At 64.0% G+C, this 24137-nt stretch carries 21 protein-coding genes; 10 read left to right on the top strand and 11 right to left on the bottom strand.

Features of this window, described 5'->3' with window-relative positions; genetic code table 11:
- Window positions 1-5 precede the first annotated feature (5 nt).
- Genes AO692_RS28530 through AO692_RS28515 form a run of 4 tightly spaced genes read left to right on the top strand, consistent with a single transcriptional unit; the run spans window position 6 to window position 5072 of the window.
- Window positions 6-1682: a lipopolysaccharide biosynthesis protein gene (locus AO692_RS28530; RefSeq protein WP_054313424.1), complete on the top strand. Its 1677-nt coding sequence runs from the start codon at window positions 6-8 to the stop codon at window positions 1680-1682.
- Window positions 1669-2721: a GNAT family N-acetyltransferase gene (locus tag AO692_RS28525; RefSeq protein WP_054313423.1), complete on the top strand. Its 1053-nt coding sequence runs from the start codon at window positions 1669-1671 to the stop codon at window positions 2719-2721. The genes AO692_RS28530 and AO692_RS28525 overlap by 14 nt, the downstream gene beginning before the upstream one ends.
- Before the next feature lie 53 nt (window positions 2722-2774).
- Window positions 2775-3962, top strand: coding sequence for an acyltransferase (locus AO692_RS28520; protein WP_054313422.1), 1188 nt, complete (start codon window positions 2775-2777; stop codon window positions 3960-3962).
- A 21-nt stretch (window positions 3963-3983) separates the two neighbouring features.
- Window positions 3984-5072, top strand: a complete 1089-nt coding sequence (locus tag AO692_RS28515) for an acyltransferase (RefSeq protein WP_161808143.1) — start codon at window positions 3984-3986, stop codon at window positions 5070-5072.
- Between the two features lie 68 nt (window positions 5073-5140).
- Here AO692_RS28515 and AO692_RS28510 read toward each other — a convergent pair whose 3' ends face one another.
- The 4 genes from AO692_RS28510 to AO692_RS28495 all read right to left on the bottom strand — a co-directional run bounded on the left by AO692_RS28510 (window position 5141) and on the right by AO692_RS28495 (window position 9796).
- Entirely contained in the window at window positions 5141-6067 is a 927-nt protein-coding gene (locus AO692_RS28510; protein WP_161808142.1) for a glycosyltransferase family 2 protein, read from the bottom strand.
- 30 nt (window positions 6068-6097) lie between these two features.
- On the bottom strand, window positions 6098-7069 hold the full coding sequence (locus AO692_RS28505) for a glycosyltransferase family 2 protein (protein WP_054313419.1): 972 nt from the start codon (window positions 7067-7069) through the stop codon (window positions 6098-6100).
- Window positions 7066-7587 (bottom strand): polysaccharide deacetylase family protein, encoded by a 522-nt coding sequence (locus tag AO692_RS28500; protein ID WP_244483534.1) that lies wholly within the window; start codon window positions 7585-7587, stop codon window positions 7066-7068. Before AO692_RS28500 ends, AO692_RS28505 begins: the two co-directional genes overlap by 4 nt.
- 574 nt (window positions 7588-8161) lie before the next feature.
- Complete coding sequence (locus tag AO692_RS28495; RefSeq protein ID WP_054313418.1) at window positions 8162-9796, bottom strand: hypothetical protein; 1635 nt, start codon at window positions 9794-9796, stop codon at window positions 8162-8164.
- Between the two features lie 122 nt (window positions 9797-9918).
- On the opposite strand from AO692_RS28495, the gene AO692_RS28490 reads away from it, so the two are divergent.
- The 4 genes from AO692_RS28490 to AO692_RS28475 all read left to right on the top strand — a co-directional run bounded on the left by AO692_RS28490 (window position 9919) and on the right by AO692_RS28475 (window position 13893).
- A complete protein-coding gene (locus AO692_RS28490) occupies window positions 9919-10404 on the top strand; it encodes an acyltransferase (protein WP_054313417.1) in 486 nt (161 codons plus the stop codon).
- Between the two features lie 292 nt (window positions 10405-10696).
- Window positions 10697-11722, top strand: a complete 1026-nt coding sequence (locus AO692_RS28485; RefSeq protein ID WP_054313579.1) for a Gfo/Idh/MocA family oxidoreductase — start codon at window positions 10697-10699, stop codon at window positions 11720-11722.
- Window positions 11723-11725: 3 nt separating this feature from the next.
- On the top strand, window positions 11726-12829 hold the full coding sequence (locus AO692_RS28480; protein WP_054313416.1) for a DegT/DnrJ/EryC1/StrS family aminotransferase: 1104 nt from the start codon (window positions 11726-11728) through the stop codon (window positions 12827-12829).
- Window positions 12830-12897: 68 nt separating this feature from the next.
- On the top strand, window positions 12898-13893 hold the full coding sequence (locus AO692_RS28475; RefSeq protein WP_054313415.1) for an NAD-dependent epimerase/dehydratase family protein: 996 nt from the start codon (window positions 12898-12900) through the stop codon (window positions 13891-13893).
- Between the two features lie 21 nt (window positions 13894-13914).
- Here AO692_RS28475 and guaA read toward each other — a convergent pair whose 3' ends face one another.
- The 4 genes from guaA to AO692_RS28455 all read right to left on the bottom strand — a co-directional run bounded on the left by guaA (window position 13915) and on the right by AO692_RS28455 (window position 18204).
- Complete coding sequence (guaA, locus tag AO692_RS28470; protein ID WP_054313414.1) at window positions 13915-15471, bottom strand: glutamine-hydrolyzing GMP synthase; 1557 nt, start codon at window positions 15469-15471, stop codon at window positions 13915-13917.
- A gap of 106 nt (window positions 15472-15577) precedes the next feature.
- Window positions 15578-16228 (bottom strand): 5'-methylthioadenosine/S-adenosylhomocysteine nucleosidase, encoded by a 651-nt coding sequence (locus AO692_RS28465; protein WP_054313413.1) that lies wholly within the window; start codon window positions 16226-16228, stop codon window positions 15578-15580.
- Window positions 16229-16323: 95 nt separating this feature from the next.
- Window positions 16324-16782 (bottom strand): PaaI family thioesterase, encoded by a 459-nt coding sequence (locus AO692_RS28460; RefSeq protein ID WP_054313412.1) that lies wholly within the window; start codon window positions 16780-16782, stop codon window positions 16324-16326.
- Window positions 16783-16914: 132 nt separating this feature from the next.
- Window positions 16915-18204, bottom strand: coding sequence for an RsmB/NOP family class I SAM-dependent RNA methyltransferase (locus tag AO692_RS28455; RefSeq protein WP_054313411.1), 1290 nt, complete (start codon window positions 18202-18204; stop codon window positions 16915-16917).
- A gap of 177 nt (window positions 18205-18381) precedes the next feature.
- Between AO692_RS28455 and AO692_RS28450 the strand changes: the two genes are divergently transcribed.
- On the top strand, window positions 18382-19059 hold the full coding sequence (locus AO692_RS28450) for an MIP family channel protein (protein ID WP_054313410.1): 678 nt from the start codon (window positions 18382-18384) through the stop codon (window positions 19057-19059).
- 100 nt (window positions 19060-19159) lie between these two features.
- Here the strand turns inward: AO692_RS28450 and katG are convergent, their stop codons facing one another.
- Window positions 19160-21337 carry a catalase/peroxidase HPI gene (gene katG, locus AO692_RS28445; RefSeq protein ID WP_054313409.1) on the bottom strand — a complete coding sequence of 726 codons (2178 nt, stop codon included), beginning with the start codon at window positions 21335-21337 and terminating at the stop codon, window positions 19160-19162.
- Window positions 21338-21569: 232 nt separating this feature from the next.
- On the opposite strand from katG, the gene AO692_RS28440 reads away from it, so the two are divergent.
- Window positions 21570-22487: a hydrogen peroxide-inducible genes activator gene (locus AO692_RS28440; RefSeq protein ID WP_054313408.1), complete on the top strand. Its 918-nt coding sequence runs from the start codon at window positions 21570-21572 to the stop codon at window positions 22485-22487.
- Window positions 22488-22559: 72 nt separating this feature from the next.
- On the opposite strand, the gene AO692_RS28435 is transcribed toward AO692_RS28440, so the two are convergent.
- Window positions 22560-22997 carry a VOC family protein gene (locus tag AO692_RS28435; protein ID WP_054313407.1) on the bottom strand — a complete coding sequence of 146 codons (438 nt, stop codon included), beginning with the start codon at window positions 22995-22997 and terminating at the stop codon, window positions 22560-22562.
- Between the two features lie 135 nt (window positions 22998-23132).
- Window positions 23133-24137, bottom strand: a 1005-nt coding sequence (locus AO692_RS28430; protein WP_152980007.1) for an ornithine cyclodeaminase, incomplete at its 5' end; no start/stop codon positions are given.

Here is a 24137-nt window from a genome sequence, read left to right as displayed (position 1 = left end):
TAGAAATGGCGAGCGTTCGGCGCGCGGTGGTCGCGGTCTATTTCGAGAAGTACGCCACCCTCATCCTCAATTTCGCGACACTTTACGTTTCGTCGCGGCTTTTGACACCCAACGAAATCGGCGCTGCCTTTCTTGGCGCCAGCCTCATCGCGCTAGCCGAGGGTCTGCGGGACTTCGGTGTCACCAACTACATCGTCAGCGCCGAAAATCTCTCGAAGCAGGAAATACGCACCTCTTTCACCTTGATGCTGGCGGTCGCCATCGTGCTGACGACCGCTTTGGTCGCGACGGCAGGCCTCTACGCCGACTTCGCCCATGAACCGCGCCTGGAGAACTTTGTCCGCATCGTGGCATTCGGCTATCTGTTCTCCAGCATCGGTTCACCGATCGTGGCTCTGCTGCGCCGCGACCTGAAATTCTGGAGCATCGCGACCATCAACCTGGGCTCAGCCCTGGTCGGCAACATCACCACTATCAGCCTGGTGATGATGGGGGTGGGCTATATGAGTTTTGCCTGGGGCTCGCTGAGCTATCCGCTCTCCACTTTCATCTTCGCCATCCTCATGCGCCCCGACTTGTCTATCTTCCGGATCGAGTTCACCAAATGGCGCGAGATTCTGGCGTTTGGCGGCTTCAACACGGCGACCGGCCTCCTGACCGCCCTCAGCGCGGTCATTCCGACCTTCATGCTGGGCCGGGCCAGCGGCAGCACCGACGTCGGCCTCTACAGCAGAGGCCAACAGGTCACGGAGATGCCCAGCCGCCTGGTCATATCGGCCATCTCGGCCGTGGCCCTGCCGGGGTTCGCCGCCCATGCGCGCACGGGTCGTCCTCTCAAGGACCCCTATCTCAAGGCCGCCGCCAGCCTGACCGCATTCCACTGGCCGGGCCTGGCGATGGTCATCCTCTTCGCCTATCCCCTGGTGTACACCATGCTGGGGTCGCAATGGGACACAACCATCCCGCTGGTGCAGGTGATGGCGGCGGCCACCATGCTCTACTTCCCCGTCCCCCTGATGTTCCCGGCCCTGGTAGCCGCGGGCGGGATCCGCGACACGGCCAAGGCCTGGGTCATCTCCCTGCCGATCACCAGCCTGATCATGATCCTGGCGGCCCAGCATGGCCCCTTCGTCCTGGCGCTCTCGATCTTTGTCACCACACCGATCCAGGTGGGCGTTGGCCTCTGGTTCCTGATGCGCCGGCTGAAACTGAGCGTCGGCGAATACCTGCGCGCGCTGGGGCCCAGCGCCGCCGTCACCATGGCCACAGCGCTGGGCCCGCTTGTCGTCATCGGGCTGAACGGCCTCGACATGAACATATCGGTTTTGCTGGCACTCCTGGGCGGCGGGCTTGGCGGCGTGTTCTGGTTCCTGGCCATGGGCTGGACCCGCCATCCCTTCGCCGGCGAACTGGCCTATCTGCTGGGCAGGGCCCAGGCCTTGGCGCCCGCGCGCCTGCACGCCCCCCTCGCCTCCATCCGGCGTTTCCTGGGTGAAACCACAGAACCGGGACAGGTGCCTGCGCCGGGCCGTGCGGACAGCGAAATCAATACCATGGGCCGTCTGGGTGGCGTGCAATCTGTTTGGTCTGTGGTCAAGGAGCGGTCCGGCCGCCTCTTCGAACGATCGCCTGGATGGCCAACAAGCAAGGAAGGCAGGGGAGTTGGTGATGAGTCACTTTGACGCCATAGATTCCGCCGGTCCGAACCCAGCCGGCTCGGGTTTCGAGCGTGCGCTGGGCCACGTCGCCGCGCCCGCCGTGATCTCTGCTGCCCGCATCGTCACCCGCTTGACGACGCGGGGCGTCCACATCGCCTGGTTCGATGCCTGGAACCCAACCCTCGACCAGGCCCTGGACGCCCTGCCGGCCATTCCCGGCTGCGCGCGCGACCTCTATCGTGAGCTCACCCAACCCACGAGCGTCCGAAAGCGCCACGCCCTGGCGACGGAGAACGGTCGACCAACCGCGCTCATCTCTCTGCGCCGCCGCCGCCGATACTGGGAGCCCGTCACCTATCAGGCGCTTCCAGGCGTGATCGCGCCGGCTTCCTCTCCAGCTGCCCTTGGCCGAGCGCTGCACGCATTGGGCGTCGAGGTGCGGGTCGAGGCGGGGCTCGACAAGAGCGTCGTGGATCTCAATCCGCGATGCCACTGGTCCTCGGACAACTACCGCGTCGACCTGCGGGGCGACTATGAGGCGCGCTGGAGCCGCAACCACCGCAAGAATGTACGCAAGGCCTGCAAACGTTGCGATGAGTTCATGCGGCTTCGCATCGACGACGTGGGCGACCTGGAATGGTCCTGCGCCCAGTGGGAACGCACGTGGGAAGGCGCCGACGCCGGGGAGACCGTCGCCACCGAGGACCGCCTGCGGTTTTGGCGCGCCTTCGTAAAACAGCAAAGCGCCGACAGTCCGATCCAATTCCGCACCCTGCACCTGCTCGACGGCAATCGGCGCTCGGCCGGCGTCGTCCTGATGTGCAAGGACGGCGTCGCGCTCGGCCAATGCATCGTCCGCGACCCCGAGTATGACCGTTTTTGGGTCGGTGTCCGCATCATGGAGGCATCGATCAAATGGGCGGCAAGCGCTGGGCATCGCCAGTTCGATCTCGGCTCCGGGCAAGACTACAAGCAGAGTTGGGGTGAGGCTGTGACCGGGCGGTACGGTGCAATCTTTCGCCCACGCGCCGTCAGCGCACTCTATCGGTTCGGACTTCTATGATTTCGCTGTGTGAAGCTGTTCGAGATGCGGAGTATCGGCTCGGGTATTGATCCATGGCAACGGTTGATCAAAATGCGATCTTCGCCGCCCAGCCCGCCAAGGCGATCGCCCGGCCGGCGGAAGACCGCATAGCCGGCTTCGACGGCGTTCGTGCGATCGCCGTCCTGATGGTCTTCATCAGCCACAAGACGACCCTGCCGCACCACGATTCCTACGGCTCCGTCGGCGTCTGGCTCTTTCTCGTGCTCAGCGGCATGCTCATCTCCTCAATCCTGTCGGAGATGCGCGGAAAGGTCGAAGCCGGGACCCAGTCCAGCTGGCGGTCGATGGGGGACTTCTATATACGCCGCAGCCTGCGCATCTTCCCGCTTTACTACGCCTGTCTCGGCGTTTTCGCACTGGGGTCGCTGTTCACCTCATTCGTCGGCTTCTCGCGCATGGAAGCGACGATCTATGCCCTCTATGGCACCAACATTTATATCGAGATGACACCGGCTGCGGACCACGGCCATTTCGGTCACCTCTGGTCGCTGGCGGCGGAGGAACAGTTCTACCTGCTCTTCGCGCCGATCCTGCTGTTCACCCCACGCAGATACCTGGCTCGGATATGCGTCGGCTTCATGCTTGCCGGCGCAGGCATGCTGGCTTGGCTCGTGTCGGTGAAGGCCCACCCGAACGCCATCCACGTCGATCCGCTGATCGCCTTCGGCATGCTCGGCGTCGGCGGCTTCGTCGCTTCCTTGAAAAACCTCAAGCCGCCCGCGTGGCTGGTGAGTGCGCTCGCCCAAGCGGCGGCTGGCCTGGCGCTGATCGTGATCCCGCTGGTCTTCGGATACTTCCGAGCCACATGGAACGTCTGGGGACCGCTAACCTGCATAGTTGCAGGCCTGTTCCTGTTCCAGATCGCCCGGAACCAGCAGACGCCAGTCGTGGCTTTCCTCAACCTGTGGCCTTTGCGCTCACTCGGCCGGGTGAGCTATTCCTTCTACGTCCTGCACCAGTTCATCCATTTCTACGAGGTCCAAGCGGTCTTCCGTAGACTTCACATGGACCTCGACGCGCCGCTTGTCGTGCAACTGGCCCTGGAGCTTTCCATCACCGTCGCGCTGGCGACGCTCTCCTGGCACTTCTTCGAGCGGCCGTTCCTGCGGTTGGGCGCAAGATTGACCGCGCGGGAGGGCGCCGAGGCCAGCAGCGCGACCGCTGCCTTGTCCCCGAACCGACAAAGGGCCATGCGATAGATGCGGGCGGAACTGCGGTCGATGCGACTGAATGACGAACGCCGCATCAGAGGGTTCGATGGCCTGCGCGCGATCGCCTTCATCTTCGTATTCATCAGCCACAAGTTCCATCAAGGGACGTATGGATCCCTCGGCGGCGACGGGGTCATGCTCTTCTTCGCGCTCAGCGGCCTCTTGATCACTCGTATCCTGGCTCGCACGCGGGTGGCGATCGAGGCGGGCGAGACGACGACGCTCGCAGGTCTGGGGCGCTTCTATCTTCGGCGCTCGGCCAGGATATTCCCCATCTACTACGCGACGATAGGCTTCTTCCTGATTGCCTCGCTGTTCGTTCACTTCGATGGCTTCGAAGGCGGTGCGCCCCTGGCCATGCTGCTCTACGCCACAAACATCTATGTGTTCACGACCGGCCACTGGGTGGGCCATTTCAACCACTTCTGGACGCTGGCGATCGAAGAGCAATTCTATCTGTTGTTTGCACCCTTGCTGCTGTTCACTCCCAGCAAGGCCGCCAGACACATCTGCGTTGCCTTCGTCGTTCTGGGTCTTGTCACTCAGGCGAGCCTCGAATGGGCCGGAGTATCGGCCAAGGTCGTCGGCCTGAATCCCATGACCGGCTTTGGTTATCTCGCCCTGGGCGGTCTGGCAGGACTGAACCTCGACCGGCGGGTGCCAGGATGGCTGGTCTCCACGCCGGCCCAGACCGCTGCCGCGCTCGCTCTTCTCATCGTGCCCCTCACTGTCCTCAAGGACGAGATCGTCTGGCGCATCTATGCGCCAGCAATCGCGGTTACAGCCGCGCTTCTGGTCCTCCAGATCGCGGAGAACCAGGCCTCGCGCTTCGTCGCCTTTCTGGAGACCAGGCCCCTGCGCAGCCTGGGGCGCATCAGCTACGGCTGTTACATCTTCCACGAGTTCGTGCACTTCTATGACATGGAGACCGTACTTCGGAAATTTGGCATCACGCTCGCAACGCCGGATTGGATCTCGGCGCCCATCGAGCTTGTCGCGACCGTCGGCCTCGCGACCGTGTCCTGGCGGTTCTTCGAACGACCAATCATGGCCTGGGCTCACCAGGTGACGCAGAAAGTCGCGCCGGTTGCCGCCTGAGCCCGCTCAGCTCTTTGTTTCGCGCAATTCCGAACGCAAAACCGCTACGCACTTTTCCTGGAGTTGCTTTAGGCGAACAGCTTTCGCAGCAGGCCAAGGTTGTGGTTCAGGCGCAGGTAATACTCGTGTTCGGGCCGGTCGAGCATCTGGAGCATGGCCAGCATCGGGGTGGCGATGAGCATCTTGATCGCGCGCGCGATCTTCTGGCCCGGCGTTTTCAAGCGCCTCAGTTCCACCTCGCCTTCCTTGCGGGCGCGCTCCGTGAGCCATGCGCGCGTCAGACGGCCAGCATGGATCTTGTGGTCCACTACGAAGGCGTCCGAGTACCAGCAGCGATAGCCGGCCTCGATCAGGTCGGTCATCATCTGGGCCTCTTCCCCGCTGGCCAGGTTCGAGCCGACCCGACCGGTCGTGACGTCGAACCCGCCGTGTGCTTCCAGCATGCTGCGGCGGAACAGCATGTTGGCGCCGACGCCGATGGGATGATCGGTCGTGTCCCGGAAGCCGTCCTCGTCGACCACCGACAACAACAGGCGCGCGCGCGGCCCGAGCTGGCTCGGCGGCATTTCAAGGCTGCCGGCAGCGTCGGGCCAGCGTGGGACCACACGCCCGGCCAGGATGGCGGTCTGGATGTCACAGCGGGCCGCGTCGGTGATCGCTGCCTCTACCCAGCCGGGGCGCGGTACGGCGTCGTCGTCCAACAGCGCAATCCATTCGCCCCTGCCAGACTCGAAACCCGCGTTGCGGGCCCGGGCAACGCCTGGCTCGTCGAGCCGGACGAAGCTCAATCCCTCGCGCGCTCTCAGGTTCGCCAGCACCTCGGCATGCGCCGGCGCCGAGGCGCTGTCGATGACGATGACCTCTACCGGCTGGCCCACACATTGCGGCAGCAGGGCGCCGACGTTCTCCAGGACGTCGAGACTGCGGTTGTGCGTGGCTATGACGATGCTGATGACGGGAGCGCCGGTTTTCGGCGCGGCCTTGGCGTCCTGCATGCCCATCCGATCCTTAAGCTCCACGCCTGTTCACTCCAGCGCCGTGTCCTCGGCGGCCAGCGGTCGCGCACCCAGGCCGATCGACCATAAGAATGCCGCGCGCAACGGCGTCGGCATCACGAGCTGCTTTACCGCCCGGAACGGGAACACCAGCAGCGCATGACGCACCGCGAACCGCACGCCCTTCGCATCCCCCTTGGCCGCCCGCTCCACCGCTGCATCGGCGAAATAGGTGTAGAACCCCAAGAGCGTGGCGAAATAGGAATGCAGCCACTCCTTCGGCGAGCGCCACTTGCGCCAGACGGGGATGGCGTGCCGCAGGAACACCTTGCGCGTATAGGGGATTCGCCTCAAGACCAACGCATCGTAGGATCCCGACGGACGCTGGCGGAACAAGACGCAAGGCACCGCCACATGCTCCATGTGCCGCCCGCCGGCGATGCGCAACTGCCAGTCCCAGTCCTGGTCGGCCAGCAGGGTCTCGTCAAAGTAACCGTAGGCATCGCGTACCCCGATACGCGCCATGGTGGCGCCGATCTGCGGGAAATAGCCGTCCAGCATCATCTTCAGGTGGTCACCATCGGGACGGACGTCATCGGGGATGGGGCGCGCGATCGGCCGCAGATCAGGATCAGTCATCACCACCTGACCGAAGACCGCGTCGACCTCCGGATGGCGGTCGAAAAGTTGCAAGTGCGGCCGTATATGTTGCTCGGTCCAGACGTCGTCGTCATCCAGGAAAGCCAGGAACTCCCCCGTGGCCGCCCGCATCGCCGCGTTGCGCGCGGCGCCGGCGCCCGCCGTCGTCACGATGAGGTGCTGCGCGCCGTGGAGTTGCGTCACGGTGCCGGTGGAGTCGTGGTTGGAGCCATTGTCGCCAACCAGAATCTCGAACGTCAGGTCCGGACCCTCCAGCGCGCGGATGCTCGCCAGCGCCTGGTCCAGGAACCGCGGACGGTCGCAGGTCGGGACGATTACCGAAACGATGCGCGCCTGTCTCATCCCCACTCCTCCCACCGATCGAAGACGCCCGTCAGGGCCGCCGAAAACACCCGTATGTTGTCGAAGCGCGTGATGAAGGTGCGCGCGATGGTGCCAGCCGAACGCGTCTCCTCGGCCTGGGCGTAGATCAGATCATAGCCTGCTGCCTTGGCCTCCCGCATGGCGATCGGCGTCCAGTTGGCCGACTGGCCTAGCGGGATCGCGAACGACGTCGGCGCAAAGCCGAGCCGGGCCTCGATCATAGCGCGCGAGCGGTCCAGTTCCTCGCGGGCGGTGGGGCCGTCCAGCAGTCCAAAATCGGGATGGGTCGCGGAGTGGCTGCCGATTTCGGCGCCTCCGGCGGCCAGGCGCTCCAGATCGCGCCAGCCCAGAATCTCGTCGGTGTTCCAGGGCGAGGCGCCTTCGCTCCAGTCGGTGACCACGAAGAGGCTCCACGGCGCCGCGAAGTCCTTCAGGATCGGTGCGGCCTCGGTCATCACGCTGCGCAGGCCATCGTCGAAGGTTATGGCGAGGTCCATCGGGCCGCCTCCCGTCCGCGCAATCTCCGCGGCTGGGACGAACCGATAGCCCCGCACCGCGGCCCACTCCAGCTGGCGCCGGAACAGCTTCGGTGGCACATCGTTATGAGCCATTAGCGGCTGGCCCACAGAATGGTAGGCGAGGATCCGGCCTCCCAAGCGGCGCACGCGTCGTCCAAGAACGGACATGCCTTCACGTTCGAGGACCATGCGCGGGCCGACCAGATGACGCCTTTCGACACCGAACGCGCGGACAGCCCGCTTCAGAAGCTTCGGTGCTCGCGCAAGCGTACCCACTTTCGCCCTCTGTCTTTTCAGTATCGAACAGCAAGCCTCATACTAGCTGTGATGTCCGGCACGCCAACGCCACCATATTGAGCCCGGGGTGCCCATGAGCCTTATCCTTTCGAAGGGAATCGCTCATCAGAGGTAAGGCTCTAACCCAAAAGTATAAATCGCGATGGCTGTCTGAACTGGCGGCCACTTCAGGCGATGGTGGTAACGCATGGTGAGGGCGCAGCAGATGCGGCCGACTATGTGCGCGCCGATCAACCCCGGTTTTGAAACCTCACATTCAGTGGCCGCCCCTCAGCCGGCCCACGAACCGGGGCAGCCATTCGGGCAGCAGGTTGCGCATCGCGTCGCGCGACCCGTCAAAGGTCCTGGTACGCGCCAGGCGCTGCCAGACCCGGAGCCGTTCCGGCAGCGACATCAGGCGCATGGAACGCTTCAGGATCGCCTCGACGCTGTCGAATTCGCCGAACACCTCGTTGAGAAGGATATCGGGATAGCCGTCGTAGAACTCCTCGCCCGCGCGCACTCCCTTTTTGCGCAGCGGCGTGACTGGCGGGATCGCCAGAACCCTGGCGTAGAGCGCCTCCAGGCTTTCGAGCCAATTCGGCGTGGTGTGCAGCAGCTTGACGTTGAGCGCTGTCTCGTCACCCCGCCGACGCAGCGCCTCCGGCTTGGCCAGCCAGTCCGCCAGGATGCTGTTATAGTCCGCCATCGAGGTGGCGAAGCCGATGGTCGGCGCCAGCCCGGGCATATCGGTGCTCATGACGTTCGCATCCGGCGGATAGGGAAACAGCGTCACGCAGGGCGCGCCCAGCCCGCCGGCTTCCAGCATCGAAGTGATCGATACGAAGGGGTAGGAGTCGAGATAGACGTCCGCAGCCTCGAAAGCGAGCGAGGGATCGGGCGTCTCCGGCAGCCCCATGATCCGCCCACCGGTCGCCGCTATGGCCTCCTGCCAGTCGGCCGGCTCTCCCGGACCCACGACCAGTAATCGCGCATCGGGGTGTGCCAGGAGCGTCTCGACATGCATGTCGGCGAACGAAATCCCGCCCACCGTGCGATATTTCACGCCACGGGCCACCGAAACCAGGAGCGGCCCGCCGACCGGAATGCCGAGCTTCTCCCGCGCCTGGAGCCGGCTGTGCCTGCGCATCGGCGCATCGATCTGGATCGGCAGGATGGCGTGACGCTCCGCCGGAATTCCACGCCGCTCCACCACCAGCCGCTCGCCAGACGCGCGTGAACTGGCGATCAGGTCGCACACGGAGAGCCCGACCCAGAAGGCATGGTCAGCGTGGTTGACCAGCACCACCGGCGGTCGGTTGCGCTCGTCGGCGAAGGCTATGCCCGGCGTCGTCTCCTCGTTGCTGACGTGCAGGACCACCAGGTCGAAATCGAGCGACAACTTCCGGAGCGCGGCGGCCCATTCGACAGGTCCGCCGCGCGTCGCGCCGATTATGTGGATCTTGCCACCGCGAGCCTCCACGGCCTGGCGCACCGACTGCGGTGGCTGCCCGGGATGGCGCAACAAGGCCAGGGAGTGATGACGACCCTCGTCGGCAGCGATCCAGCGGCGCATCATCCGCGTCAAGCCGCCGACCTCGTTCAGAACGGTGGCCACGTGCAGCACGCGGTCGATCTTCGTCCGCACCGGCCATGCGACTTCGGCCTTCGCGGGAAGCGTTCGGCGCGCGATCTCGATCAATATTTGCTCGAGCGGCTCGGACCGGTAGAAGCCGCAGTGCCGCTTCCGTGCAAGCGTGACCGCCGCTTCCACATAGGCCGCCGCGGAGTTGAGGTCGTCTGCCTCCAGGCAGCGTTCAGCCTCACCCCGAAGGCTTTGAAACTCTTCGTAGTTGTGACGCATGCGCGCCACCTCGGCTGCGGGCGGCTCGGTATCAGATGGCTCCGGCATCCTTCCCCCCACGGTCGCAGCCTGCCCTAATCTTGTTATCCCGAGTGGCCAAAGCTTGCCAAGCGACAAGGCAAGCTACATAAAACTGTGACCGACCGACAGACGGCCGTAAGGGGGAAGCGATGCCGATTTCGGACAGTGTGGTGCTGCATGGCGAGGTCGTCATCCACCACCCCGATCTGGTCAACCTCTACGGCTGCGAGGTCGGCAACGGCTCGCGCATCGGCGCTTTCGTCGAAATTCAGAAGAATTCCTACATCGGCGAGCGCTGCAAGATCTCCTCGCACACCTTCATCTGCGAGGGCGTGACCATCGAGGACGAGGTCTTCGTCGGCCACGGGGTGATGTTCACCAACGACCGCCTTCCCCGAGCCACCAACCTGGACGGGAGCGCGCAGAGTGAAGCCGACTGGAAGGTCGAGCCGACCCTGGTCAAGAAGGGCGCTTCCATCGGCTCCAACGTCACCATCACCCCAGGCGTGACCATCGGCGAGCGCGCACTGATCGGCGCCGGCGCCGTCGTCACCCGTGACATCCCCGACTTCGCCATCGCTACCGGCGTGCCGGCCCGTGTGGTCGGAGACGCAAGGACCGCAAAGGCCAGCTGACTCCCCTGTCGACACGGCTTCGTACCCCGAATTGCAATCTTTGGGGTAGATCGTTTGAGGTAGTTTCAGCACCTGCCCTCGTCTGCCTGGATGACCCTGGTTGGGTCCTGATGACCCAACGGCCATAGTGACTTCGCGGCTTCAAACTAACAACTTGAAGAGGTCGAGATGGCTTGAAGAGGTCGAGATGGCACGACATTGGACGATCAACGGGCGCTTCCCCTCTCAGCCAGGCGTCCGACGGGACCTCCAGGACTCCAGCGAGCGAGGAGCGGGTGAGGAGCAGGCCAAAATCATCAATATCGGCATCATCGGTTACGGCTACTGGGGGCCGAACCTTCTGCGCAACTTCATGGAGCTCCCCAATGCCCGGGTCCGCATAGTCGCCGACCTGGACCCCAAGAAGCGCGAGTTGGTGGAGCGCCGCTATCCGGGTGTCCAGACCACCGGCGACGTGCAAGCCCTGTTCCAGGATCCCGAGATCGACGCTATCGCCGTGGCGACGCCGGTCAACAGCCACTTCGAACTGGGCATGTCGGCGCTGAAGGCCGGCAAGCATCTCTGGCTCGAAAAGCCGATGACCGAAACCTCGCTGCAGGCCAGGATGCTGATCAATGAGGCCGACAGGCGCGGATTGACCCTGATTGTCGACCACACCTTCATCTATACCGGTGCGGTCCGGAAGATGCGTGAGATCGTCGCCGCCGGCGAGCTCGGCCAGATTTATTATTACGACGCCACCCGGGTGAACCTGGGTCTCTTCCAGAAGGACGTGAACGTCATCTCCGATCTGGCGGTCCACGACTTCGCGATCATCGACCATCTGTTCGAAGAGCATCCGAACGCGGTTTCGGCCAGCGGTATCAACCATTTCCCCGGCACCCCGGAAAATCTGGCCTACATCTCGCTGTTTTACGACTCCGGCATGATCGCGCACATCAATGTGAGCTGGCTGGCGCCGGTAAAGGTGCGCAACATCCTGGTCGGCGGCTCCAACAAGATGATCACCTATGACGATCTGGAGCCTTCCGAAAAGGTCAAGGTCTACGACAAGGGCGTCTCCTTTACCGACGACCCGGCCAAGATCCACGAGATGCGCGTCGGCTACCGGACAGGCGACATGTGGGCGCCCAAGCTCGACTCCGCGGAGGCCCTGCGCATCGCCGGCCAGGAGTGGATCGACTGCATCATCGAAAAGAGGGTTCCGACCGCGGACGGCCAGCTTGGCCTGCGCGTGGTGGAGATCATCGAAGCCGCCACCAGCTCCATGCGCGGGCGTGGCGAAACCATTCACCTGCGACGCAAAGGGGCTGCGTAACATATGATCCCGTTCGTCGATCTGAAAACCCAATACGCCTCCATCAAGCCCGAAGTAGATGCCGCCATCCAGCGCACGCTGGAGACCTGTCTGTTCACTCTGGGCGCCGAAGTTACTGAATTCGAAAAGGAATTCGCCGCCTATTCACAAGCGACCTTCGGCGTCGGCGTCAACACCGGCACCAGCGCCCTGCACCTGGGCCTGCTGGCCGCCGGGATTGGGCCGGGCGACGAGGTGATCACCTCCCCCTTCACCTTCGTGGCAACGGTGGCGGCCATTTACTACACGGGCGCCACCCCCGTTCTCGTCGATATCGATCCTGCGACCTACACCATCGACCCGGCCCAGATCGAAGCCGCGGTCACGCCGGCCACCAAGGCGATCATCCCGATCCATCTCTACGGCCAGCCAGCCGATATGGATCCGATCCTGGCCATCGCCCGGAAGCGCGGCCTCGTGGTGCTGGAAGATGCCTGCCAGGCGCACGGCGCGGAATACAAGGGCAAGCGCGTCGGCGCCATCGGCGACATGGCGGCTTTCAGTTTCTATCCCGGCAAGAACCTCGGCGCCTATGGCGAAGGCGGGATGCTGACCACCGACAATGCCGACCACAACCGCGCGGTCCGCATGCTGCGCGACTGGGGCGCCGAGCGGAAGTACCACCACGAACTCAAGGGCTACAACTACCGCCTCGAAGGCCTTCAGGGCTCAGTCCTGCGCGTGAAGCTCAAGTACCTGGACCTGTGGACCGAGCAGCGCCGCGCCATGGCCGCCCGCTATGACGCCATGTTCGCCGGCACCGGCCTGCCGACCCCTTTCGTCCGCGCCGATGTGCGCCACGTCTACCACATCTACGCCATCCGCACGCCCGACCGCGCCCGCTGGCAGGAGGCGCTGGACGCTCAGGGAATCCAGTCGGGTATCCACTATCCCATTCCGGTGCACCTGCTGCCCGCCTATGCCGACCTCGGCTACAAGCGGGGCCAGTTCCCGCACGCTGAAAAGGCCGCCGCCGAGGTTCTGTCCCTACCCATGTTCCCGGAATTCACGGAGCAGCAGCAGGACGTGGTCGTGGCTGCGGTCAAGGAATTGCAAGCAAGCGTTTGACGAGCAGGATCTCGCTTAAGCTGAAACAGGCCTGCCGAGGCCATCTCCAACCGACAAGGGGAAACACGATGAAACTTGAGGGCTCTCGCATCCTGGTGACCGGCGGCTGCGGTCTGATCGGCTCGACCACCATCGACCTGCTGCTGAAGGATCACGCACCTGAAAAGATCGTGATCCTCGACAACCTGGTCCGCGGTAGCCTGCACAACGTCAAGGACGCCCTGCAGGACCCGCGCGTCCAACTCGTCGAAGGCGACATTCGCGACGTGGAGGCTGTCCACAGGGCCACCGACGGCATGGACGCCGTGATCCACATGGCAACCCTGAGGGTCATCGCCTGCGCCGCCGAGCCTCGCGAAGCCCTTGGCGTCATGTGCGACGGCACCTACAACGTCTTTGAAGCCGCCCAGGCCAAAGGCGTGAAGAAGATCTGCGCGGCTTCCTCGGCCTCGATCTACGGCCTGGCCGACCTCTTCCCCACCCAAGAGAACCACCACCCGTACAACAACCGCACCTGGTACGGCGCCAGCAAAGTCATGCTGGAAGGCCTGTTGCGCTCGTTCAACGACATGTACGGCCTGCCTTACGTGGCCTTGCGCTATTTCAACGTATACGGCCCGCGCATGGACGTGCACGGCAAGTATACCGAGGTTCTGATCCGCTGGATGGAACGCATCGCCGCCGGCCAGCCGCCGCTGATCCTCGGCGACGGGTCCACCACCATGGACTTCGTCTATATCGAGGACGTCGCCCGAGCCAACATCCTGTCCCTGCTGTCGGACGTGGAGGACGACGTGTTCAACGTCGCCAGCGGCGTGGAGACGAGCCTCAACGACCTGGCCGCCTCGCTCCTGCGCGTGATGGGCTCCAACCTCCAGCCGGAATACGGACCCGAGCGCAAGGTGAACCCCGTCTCGCGGCGTCTGGCCGACACGTCCAAGGCGGAGAAGATGCTGGGCTTCAAGGCGACCGTCGACCTCGACGAAGGCCTCACCAGACTGGTCGAATGGTGGCGCGCCAATCGCGATCAGGTGACCGAACGACCCGCTCGAGCGGCGGCTTAGCTAATCGTCTCCTGCCGTCATCTACTCCCACTCGATCGTGCCCGGCGGCTTCGAGGTCACGTCGTAGACGACACGGTTGATGCCGCGCACTTCGTTGATGATGCGGGTGGCGGCGCGGCCGAGGAATTCCATGTCGTAATGGTAGAAATCTGCCGTCATGCCGTCGACCGAGGTCACGGCACGCAAGGCGCAGACGAACTCATAGGTGCGGCCATCACCCATGACGCCCACAGTCTGCACCGGCAGCAGGACGGCGAAAGCCTGCCAGATGGCGTCGTAGAGGCCGGCCTTGCGGATCTCGTCAAGGTAGATCGCATCGGCTTCGCGCAGAATCTCCAGCTTCTCGCGGGTGATGCCGCCCGGACAGCGGATGGCAAGGCCTGGTCCCGGGAAGGGATGGCGGCCGATGAAGCTGTCCGGCAGGCCTAGCTCGCGGCCAAGCACGCGCACCTCGTCCTTGAACAGTTCACGCAGCGGCTCGACGAGCTGCATGTTCATGCGCTCGGGCAGGCCGCCGACATTGTGGTGCGACTTGATTGTCGATGAGGTGGCGCCGGTGAAGGACACGCTCTCGATGACATCGGGATAAAGCGTGCCCTGCGCCAGGAATTCAGCGCCCCCGAGTTTCTTGGCCTCTTCCTCGAACACCTCGATGAACAGGCGGCCGATGGTCTTGCGCTTCTTTTCCGGATCGCTTTCGCCTTCCAGCGCGGAGATGAAACGATCCGAGGCGTCGACCAGGATCAGCGGCAGATTGTAGTGCTCGCGGAACATGGTGACGACGTCCGCCGCCTCGTTCTTGCGCATCAGGCCGTGGTCGACCAGGATGCAGGTGAGCTGGTTGCCGACCGCTTCGTGGATCAGCAGCGCCGCGACAGAGGAATCGACGCCTCCCGACAACGCGCAGATCACCTTGCCTTTGCCGACCTGCTTGCGGATCGCCTCGACGGCGTGCTCACGATAGGCCTTCATGGTCCAGTCGCCCTGGATGCCGGCGATCTTATGCACGAAATTGCGTAAGAGCTTGGCGCCGTCCGGCGTGTGCACGACTTCCGGATGGAACTGGACGGCGTAGAACTTGCGCTCTTCATCGGCGATCGCCGCGAACGGCGCACCGGTCGACGTACCGACGACCTTGAAGCCCGGCGGAATGGCGGTGACGCGATCGCCGTGGCTCATCCACACCTGGTGGCGAGTGCCCTTTGCCCAGACGTCGTCGAAGAGCGCGCAATCCTGCTCGACCTCGAGGAAGGCCCGGCCGAATTCGCGGTGATGGCCGCCTTCGACCTTGCCGCCAAGCTGGGCACACATGGTCTGTTCGCCGTAGCAGATGCCGAGCACCGGGATGCCGGCCGTGAAGACCGCGTCAGGGGCGCGCGGGCTGCCGATGTCGACGGTGGAATGCGGACTTCCCGACAGGATGACCGCCTTGGGATTGATCCGCCGGAAGCCTTCGTCGGCCGACTGGAACGGCACGATTTCGCAATAGACGCCGGCTTCGCGCAAGCGCCTGGCGATCAGCTGCGTGACCTGGCTGCCGAAGTCGATGATGAGAACTGTGTGGGGATGTGTCGTCATGGCGAGCCTTTAAAGAAAGAACCGATTCGACGCAATGGGCTCGCTGGAGCGGAATGCGGACAAGATGAACCGGTATGCCGCTCTCGTGTCGCGGCAATGTCCGCCGTCAAAGGTCCAGCGCGCCGTCGGCAAGTGCCACGCTGAGCAGGTCGACGGCGGCGGCCAGCTTTTCGTCTATGACGTGGAGATATTCGGTCCAGTCGCCGACATGCCTCAGTTCCGCAGCGCCGTCGGAAATGCCGCGTAGCGCAATCAAAGGCAAGGAGAACAGCTGGCAGGCGCGCAGCGCGGCGAAGGTCTCCATATCGACCATGTCTTCGGCAACGGTATCGTAGGCGGCACCCGATACGATGTTGGCGCCGGTGGAGAGCGACGCGCCTTCGATGCCGGCGATGCGATGACCGAGCGGCAAGGTTGCCGGCAGGTCGAGAAACGGCGTGACGCCTCTCTCGAAGCCGAGCGCGGAAGCATCCATGTCGCGATAGGATACCGACGTCGCCTGGTAGATGCCGGTCTGCTCCAGCCGGCGCGAACCGGCGGAGCCGAGCGAGACGATCAAATCAGGCAACCGGTCGGCGGCCTGCAGCCATGCGAATTCGGCGCCCAGCCGCACGCCGGCTTCGACCGGGCCGACGCCGGTCATCAACGGCTTGAACAGGCGCTTGAGGTGCGGACCGTACTCGGCATCCGCCGCCATGACGAACAGGACCTTGCGTCCGGCGAGAGCGACAAGCAGGTCTGCGGAATTCTGGTTCATCGACTTAAACACCTGAGGACATGGCGCACGGCGTGGTTTCGGCCTGCGTAACGTCTCGTCGTGTCAGTTGCGCGACGAAATCGTGAGCCGGCAGCTCACCCTTCGATGCCTTCACGTCCGGTCACCGTCATCATGGTGCCGGTCATTGTGGCGATCAGCTTGGCCTCGCCGTCGGCGGCGAAGGCGTAGGCCTGGCCGTCGGCAACGATGATGGTGCGGCCGGGCTTGGTGACGGAGCCACGGAACAGGAAGCGTTCGCCTTTGCCCGGCGCCAGGAGGTTCACCTTGAACTCGATGGTCAGCACGCCGGAATTTTCCGGCATCAGCGAATAGGCGGCATAGCCGCAGGCTGAATCCAGCGCCGTCGAAATCACGCCGGCGTGCAGGAAGCCATGCTGCTGCGTAAGCTCGGCCGAATAGGGCATCTCGATCTCGATGATGCCCGGGGTAACCAGCGTCAGTTCGGCGCCGATCGTGGCCATGGCTTGCTGGCGCGAGAACGAGGTCCTGACGCGCTCCTCATAATTCGGGGCCGGTACGATCTTGGCTGCCATGGTGCTTGCCCCCAAGGTTATCTTGCACGTGCAATAGAGCCCGCGACTTTTCAGGAAATATGTTCTAGCCGGCTTACCGCAGAGCCACCCCACAGGCAATGCCCATGCTGCATCGCAGCATAGGTCAAGGGATCACGCAGCCTTGCGCAGAGCGCAGAAATAGAAGCCATCGGTGCCGCTCAGCGCCGGCGACAACGAGATGCCGAAGTGCGGGCCGAGGCGAGCCGCAGCGTTATGGCCAGGGAAACGGGCTTGCCACAGCGCGGCATGATCGACCGGCGCAAATCCTTCGTGCCGGGCCAGGAAAGCCGACACCTGCTCGCCATTTTCATCCGGGAAAACCGAACAGGTGACGTAGACGAGCAGGCCGCCGGGTTTCACGAAGTTCCTGGCTACATCGAGTATGGCCGATTGTTCGGCCTTGCGCGCATCGAGCTGGCGGTTGGTCAGCCGCCATTTGGCATCCGGCCGGCGCCGCCAGGTGCCTGAACCGGTGCATGGCGCATCGACCAGCACGATATCCATGTGGCTGGCCAGAGGCGCCAACTCCTGCTCGCGCGCGACGACCTGGATGTTACGGTTTTCGGAGCGGCGCATACGGTCGAAGATCGGCGCCAAGCGCTGCTTTTCCGCGTCATGCGCGAAGACCTGGCCTTTGTTCTCCATCGCCGCCGACAGCGCCAGCGACTTGCCGCCGGCGCCGGCGCAATAGTCGAGCACCTGCATGCCGGGTTTTGCGTCGGCGAGTTCCGCGGCGATCTGCGAGCCCTCGTCCTGCACTTCGAACCAGCCCTTCTGGAAGGCTGGTTCGGCCTGGACATTCGGGTGCCGGCCGTCGCCGGCGATCGGCGCGATACGGATACCCTGAGTGGCGAGACGTGCCGGTTCGGCGCCCGTCTCAGCGAGTTCCGCCAGAACCTTGGCCCGATTGGCCTGCAAGGTGTTCGTGCGCAGGTCGAGCGGCGGGCGGGCGGCAAGGGCTGCACCCTCTTCCACCCATGTTTCGCCGAAAGCTTCTTTCAGCAGCGGCACGCACCAGTCGGGGCTATCGGCCCGCACCTCGTCCGGTGCGTCGGCCAGTCTGCGCCCGGCAACGGTCGCCAATTCGGCATCGCTCAGCAAGGGCGGCGCGAATTTGTCACCTGCGAGCACGGCATTCAGCGACTGCGCCGTCTGCCCCCATTCCAGCAAAAGCGCGCCAAAGCCGACCGCGCGCGGCGTCTCATCATCGAACAGCCAGCCGGCACTGCGTTTGCGGCGCAGGGCGTCATAGACGATGTTGCCGATCGCGGCACGATCGCCGCCGCCGGCAAAGCGGTGTGAGAGGCCCCAGTCGCGCAAGGCATCGGCCGCCGGACGATGCCGGCGATTGATGTCTTCCAAAACTTCGATGGCTGCCGCCAGCCTTCCGCCCAGTCGCATTCGTCCGCCGCGTAGGATTGATTTCGTTTCTGCTCTAAAGGGCGCAACCCGAATGCACAAGGCGTTGAACTGGCGCAATATCCGCCGCTTTAAAACGGTTCGGCTTAAGCTTACGCTCCCGCTTGCGATTCGCGGCTCTTGCCAGGAGCTGGCAGGGCCCTTTCGAGGAGAGGGACTATGAAATCTTATCTGGCTGAAGTTCTGGGTACATTTTTGTTGGTGTTCATCGGCACCGCCTCGGTGGTGACCGGCGGGTTCGGCGGCGCCTTGCCGCTTGGACAGGAAGGCATCGGCCTTGCTTTCGGCATCGGCCTTATCGCCGCCGCCTACGCGATCGGACCGATTTCCGGCGCGCATCTCAACCCGGCGGTGACGCTGGGCGTCTTCCTGGCCGGTCGCTTGCCGGCCAAGGATGTGATCCCTTACTGGATCGCCCAGATCATCGGCGCCATCATCGCTTCGCTGGCGCTGTGGATCATCGTTTCGGGACAGGTCGGCGGCCATACCGGCGGCTTCGGAGCGAACGGCTGGGACGAGACGAAATGGGGCATGAGCTCCGCGTTCCTGTGGGAACTGATCGGCACGTTCACGTTCGTGACGGTCATTCTCGGCGTCACCAGCGGCAAGCACACGACAGCCTTTGCCGGCCTGGTCATCGGCCTGACGCTTTCAGCGTTGCACTTCGCGATCATCCCGGTGACCGGAACCTCGCTCAACCCGGCACGTTCGATCGGCCCGGCGCTGTTCACCGGCGGCGCGGCCATCAGCCAACTCTGGCTGTTCATCGTTGCGCCACTGATCGGCGGCGCCATTGCCGGCGTCGTCGCCAAGACCGGCATGTTCGAGAAGGACTAAGGACACGAAGGCAAGGCGCTCACCTGGGCGCCTTGCCAACCTTCCAATAAGAAACAGGCGCGGATCGCTCCGCGCCTGTTTTATTTTGATCAGCTTGAACTCAGACGAGATCGAAGCGGTCGGCGTTCATCACCTTGGTCCAGGCCGCCACGAAGTCCTTCGCGAACTTCTCCCTGGAATCCGCGCTGCCATAGACTTCGGCGAAGGCACGCAGTTGCGAGTGCGAGCCGAAGATCAGATCGACGCGGGTGCCGGTCCACTTGGGCGCCTTGGTCTTGCGGTCGCGGCCTTCATAGACGCCGTCGCCCGCCGGCTGCCATTCGGTTGCCATGTCGAGCAGGTTGACGAAGAAATCGTTCGTCAGCGTGCCGGGCTTGTCGGTGAACACGCCGTGCTTGGAACCACCGGCATTCGCGCCGAGCACGCGCAGGCCACCGACGAGCACCGTCAGTTCCGGCCCCGTCAACCGCAGCAGTTGCGCCCGGTCCACCAGAGCTTCCTCCGGCTTCATGAACTGGTGCTTCTTGCCGATGTAATTGCGGAAACCGTCAGCGCGCGGCTCGAGCGGAGCAAAGGACTGCACGTCGGTCTGATCCTGCGAGGCGTCGGTACGGCCCGGTGCGAACGGCACCGTCACGTCGACGCCGGCGTCGCGAGCGGCCTTCTCGACCGCGGCGCTGCCGCCGAGCACGATCAGATCGGCCAGCGACACCTTCTTGCCGCCGGTAGCCGAAGCGTTGAATTCGTCGCGGATCGCTTCGAGCTTGCCAAGCACGGTCTTGAGCTCGGCCGGCTGGTTCACTTCCCAATCCTTCTGCGGCGCGAGACGGATGCGCGCGCCATTGGCGCCGCCGCGCTTGTCCGAACCACGGAAGGTCGAGGCCGAGGCCCAGGCGGTCGAGACCAGCTGCGACACCGTCAGGCCGGAGGCGAGGATCTTCGCCTTCAGCGCGGCGATGTCCTGCTCGTTGACCAGCGCATGATCGACGGCGGGAACCGGATCCTGCCAGATCAGCGTCTCCTGCGGGACCAGCGAACCGAGATAGCGGACGCGCGGACCCATATCGCGGTGGGTGAGCTTAAACCAGGCGCGGGCGAAAGCGTCGGCGAACTGGTCCGGGTTCTCATAGAAGCGGCGCGAGATCTTCTCGTATTCCGGGTCGAACCGCAGCGACAGGTCTGTCGTCAGCATGGTCGGCAGATGCTTCTTCGATGGATCGTAAGCATCCGGAATGGTGGCTTCGGCATTCTTTGCCTTCCACTGCTTGGCACCCGCGGGGCTCGCCGTCAGTTCCCATTCGTATTCGAACAGGTTCTTGAAGAAGAGGTTGCTCCACTGCGTCGGCGTCTGCGTCCAGGTCACTTCCGGGCCGCCGGTGATGGAGTCGGCACCAACGCCGGTACCGTGCTTGCTCTTCCAGCCGAGGCCCTGATCCTCAATGGCGCCCCCCTCCGGAGCGGGGCCAATCAGCGACGGATCGCCGGCGCCATGCGTCTTGCCGAAGCTGTGACCGCCGGCGATCAGCGCCACGGTCTCTTCGTCGTTCATCGCCATGCGGAAGAACGTCTCGCGGATGTCCCTCGCCGCCGCAATGGGATCGGGATTGCCGTTCGGGCCTTCCGGGTTGACGTAGATCAGGCCCATCTGCACGGCGCCCAGCGGCTCGGACAGCTGGCGTTCACCGCTGTAGCGTTCGTCGCCAAGCCAGGTGCCTTCCGGGCCCCAGTAAAGCTCTTCCGGCTCCCAGACGTCGGCGCGGCCGCCGGCGTAGCCGAAAGTCTTGAAGCCCATCGATTCCAGCGCGACGTTGCCGGTCAGGATCAAAAGATCTGCCCAGGAGAGCTTGCGGCCGTATTTCTGCTTGATTGGCCACAGCAGGCGGCGAGCCTTGTCGAGGTTTGCGTTGTCCGGCCAGGAATTCAGCGGAGCAAAACGCTGCTGACCGGCGCCGGCGCCGCCGCGGCCGTCGGTGATGCGATAGGTGCCGGCGCTGTGCCAGGCCATGCGGATGAACATGCCGCCGTAATGCCCGAAGTCGGCCGGCCACCAATCCTGCGAATCCGTCATCAGCGCCGTCAGGTCCGCGATGACCGCGTTCAGATCGAGGCTCTCGAACTCCTTGGCGTAGTCAAAGGTCTCGCCCATGGGATCGGACAGGCCTGAGTTGTTGTGCAGGACCTGGACGTCCAGCTGTTCGGGCCACCAGTCGCGATTCTTCGGTCCATGGCCGCTGAACGGGCATTTGCCTGCGCTTTTGTCGTCGGTCTTTGCGTCCATTTCTTTCTCCAATCCTGAACTTCAAACGAGGCCAAACCCCATGCCCTTTCGCGGGGCGCGCGGCAGACGTTGATCTGGAGAGAGGCTGACGATGGCTGCCTCCCTCGTAAATGGGTGGGTTGCCGAAGAGCTGCCGCAGAGGCGCCCGCCGAATTGTGGAACAGAGACAGCGTAAGGGGTCCATTCTATAAAAGCAAATTGCCTTTTGTGTTTTTTACGATAGGTTTTTCTTATGATAAAACTCACACTGCGGCAGATGCAGTATTTCGAGACGCTGGTGCAGACACTGCATTTCGGACGCGCTGCGGTGCTATGCGGAATCAGCCAGCCGGCGCTTTCCGCGCAGATCGCCGACATGGAGGAAAAGCTCGGCTGCAAGCTGTTCGACCGCACGGGCCGCAACGCGATCCTGACGCCGGAAGCGCTGACGCTTTTGCCGCTGATTACGCGGGCGCTGGCAGCCACGCGCGACGTGGAAGAAGCAGCTGTGGCGGGACGCGGTTCTCTGGAGGGCCGCTTCCGGCTCGGCATCATCCCGACGGTGGCGCCCTATCTGCTGCCCTCGATCCTGCCGGAACTGCGGCGGCTCTATCCCGAGTTGCGGCTTGAGCTGCGCGAGGCGGTGACAGACACGTTGGCTGAGGAAGCCGCGCTCGGGAGCCTCGACGCCTTCATCGCGGCGCTGCCGCTCGACCAGCCGGGACTGACCGCCGAAGCCCTGTTCGAGGACCGCTTCTTCCTGGCAGTGCCGCGCGCGGAACCCGACCTCGTGGCGCCGCCTGTACCACCGGAAAGCCCGGTGCTGGAGAGACTGATGCTTCTCGAAGAAGGCCATTGCCTGCGCGAACAGGCGCTACAGCTGTGCGGCAGCGTGCGCCCGACCGCCATGGCGAATTACGGCGCGACCAGCCTGACCACGCTTCTGCAGATGGTCGGACACGGCTTTGGTGTGACGCTGGTGCCGGAGATGGCGGTGGCGCCGACGGCAGCACTGCCCGACCTTCGCGTGGTGCCCTTCACCGAGCCGATGCCTTCACGCATCGTCGCGCTGGCCTGGCGCCGCAACGGCCACCGCCAGGCGGAATGCAAGGCGCTGGTCCAGGTATTGAAAGGCGTGCGAGCGGAACCGGGAACCCCTCCTAAGAGTTAGGCTGACGGCGGCGAGCCGGCTCGAACAGACGGTCGGCCTCGGACGCGCGGGCATTTGTCTTTCGTATTGCACTCAGCTCAGTTCTTGAGCGAGTCCGATGAGAAGCCCTTCAGGCCCACGGATGTAGCAGAGCCGATACGCGTCCTTGTACTGGACGACTTCGCCTACGAGCTGAGCGCCGCGCGTGCGGAGCCTTTCAAGGGTCTCGTCGATGTCGTCCACGGCAAACATGACACGAAGGTAGCCCAGGGCGTTGACCGGAGCGTTCCGGTGGTCTGCAACGACAGGCGGCCTCAGGAAGCGGGAAAGTTCGAGCCGGCTGTGGCCGTCGGGTGTGCGCATCATGGCAATCTCGACATGCTGGCCGCCCAGTCCAGTGACACGTCCGGCCCATTCTCCTTCGATCGTGGCCCGCCCTTCGAGCTCGAGGCCGAGTTCGCGAAAGAAATCAATCGTCCCTCCGAGATCTTCGACGACGATTCCGACGTTGTCCATCCGCTTGAGCGCCATGTTTCCAATCTCCAAGGTATCGCCTGACAACGGCCGCTCGAGAGCGCCGCGCGTCCTTTGCGGACGCGGAAAGGTCACTCTAACACTTGTATCTGGCCTGCGATCCTTTCCGAAAATCGATTGCGATTTTCGGGGTCATGCAGCGGCGGCGCGCAGCAACATGCCGAACAGGTCACGCGGTTCGTCGGGATCGGCAAGCAGGTCGAGCTCTTCATAAAGGCCGGTGGCGTGGAGCTGATCGCGCACATAACGCAGCGCCGAGAAATCCTCGGTAGCAAAGCCGACCGAGTCGAACAGCGTGATCTGCTTGTCGCTGGTCCGGCCCGCCGCCTTGCCTGCCATCACCTGCCACAGCTCGGTCACCGGATGATCGCCATCCAGCTGCTGGATCTCGCCCTCGATGCGCGTCTGCGGCGGGAACTCCACGAAGATATCGGAACGCAGCAGGATGTCGCGATGCAGCTCGGTCTTGCCGGGACAGTCGCCGCCGACCGCATTGATGTGCACGCCCGAGCCCACCATGTTGTCGGTCAGGATCGTCGCATACTGCTTGTCGGCGGTCACCGTGGTGATGATCTCCGCGCCCTCCACCGCTTCCTGGCCGGAAGCGCAGATGGTGATGTCGAAACCCATGCCGGCGAGGTTCTTCGCACAACGCCGCGAGGCCGACGCATCGATGTCGTAAAGGCGCAGCCTGTCGATGCCGGTGATGGCCTTGAAGGCGATCGCCTGGAACTCCGACTGCGCGCCATTGCCGATGATGGTCATGGTGCGGGCACCCTTCGGCGCCAGGTACTTTGCAACGAGCGCCGACGTGGCTGCGGTGCGCAGCGCCGTCAGGATGGTCATTTCGGTGAGCAGCATCGGATAGCCGGAGCCGACATCGGCAAGCACGCCGAAAGCGGTCACCGTCTGCAGGCCCTCGCGCGTGTTCTTCGGGTGGCCGTTGACATATTTGAAGCCGTAGAGATGGCCGTCGCTGGTCGGCATCAGTTCGATGACGCCATCATGGCTGTGCGAGGCGACGCGCGGCGTCTTGTCGAACAGCTCCCAGCGGCGGAAGTCCTCTTCGATATAGGTGGCCAGCTCGGTCAGGAAGCGTTCGACGCCGATGGCCAGCACCAGCTTCATCATGGAATC

The organism is Mesorhizobium sp. 1M-11, assembly GCF_001303895.1.
Classification (GTDB): domain Bacteria; phylum Pseudomonadota; class Alphaproteobacteria; order Rhizobiales; family Rhizobiaceae; genus Mesorhizobium.
The sequence above is the reverse complement of the archived record's forward strand: the minus strand, read 5'-3'. Positions and strand labels throughout refer to the sequence as shown.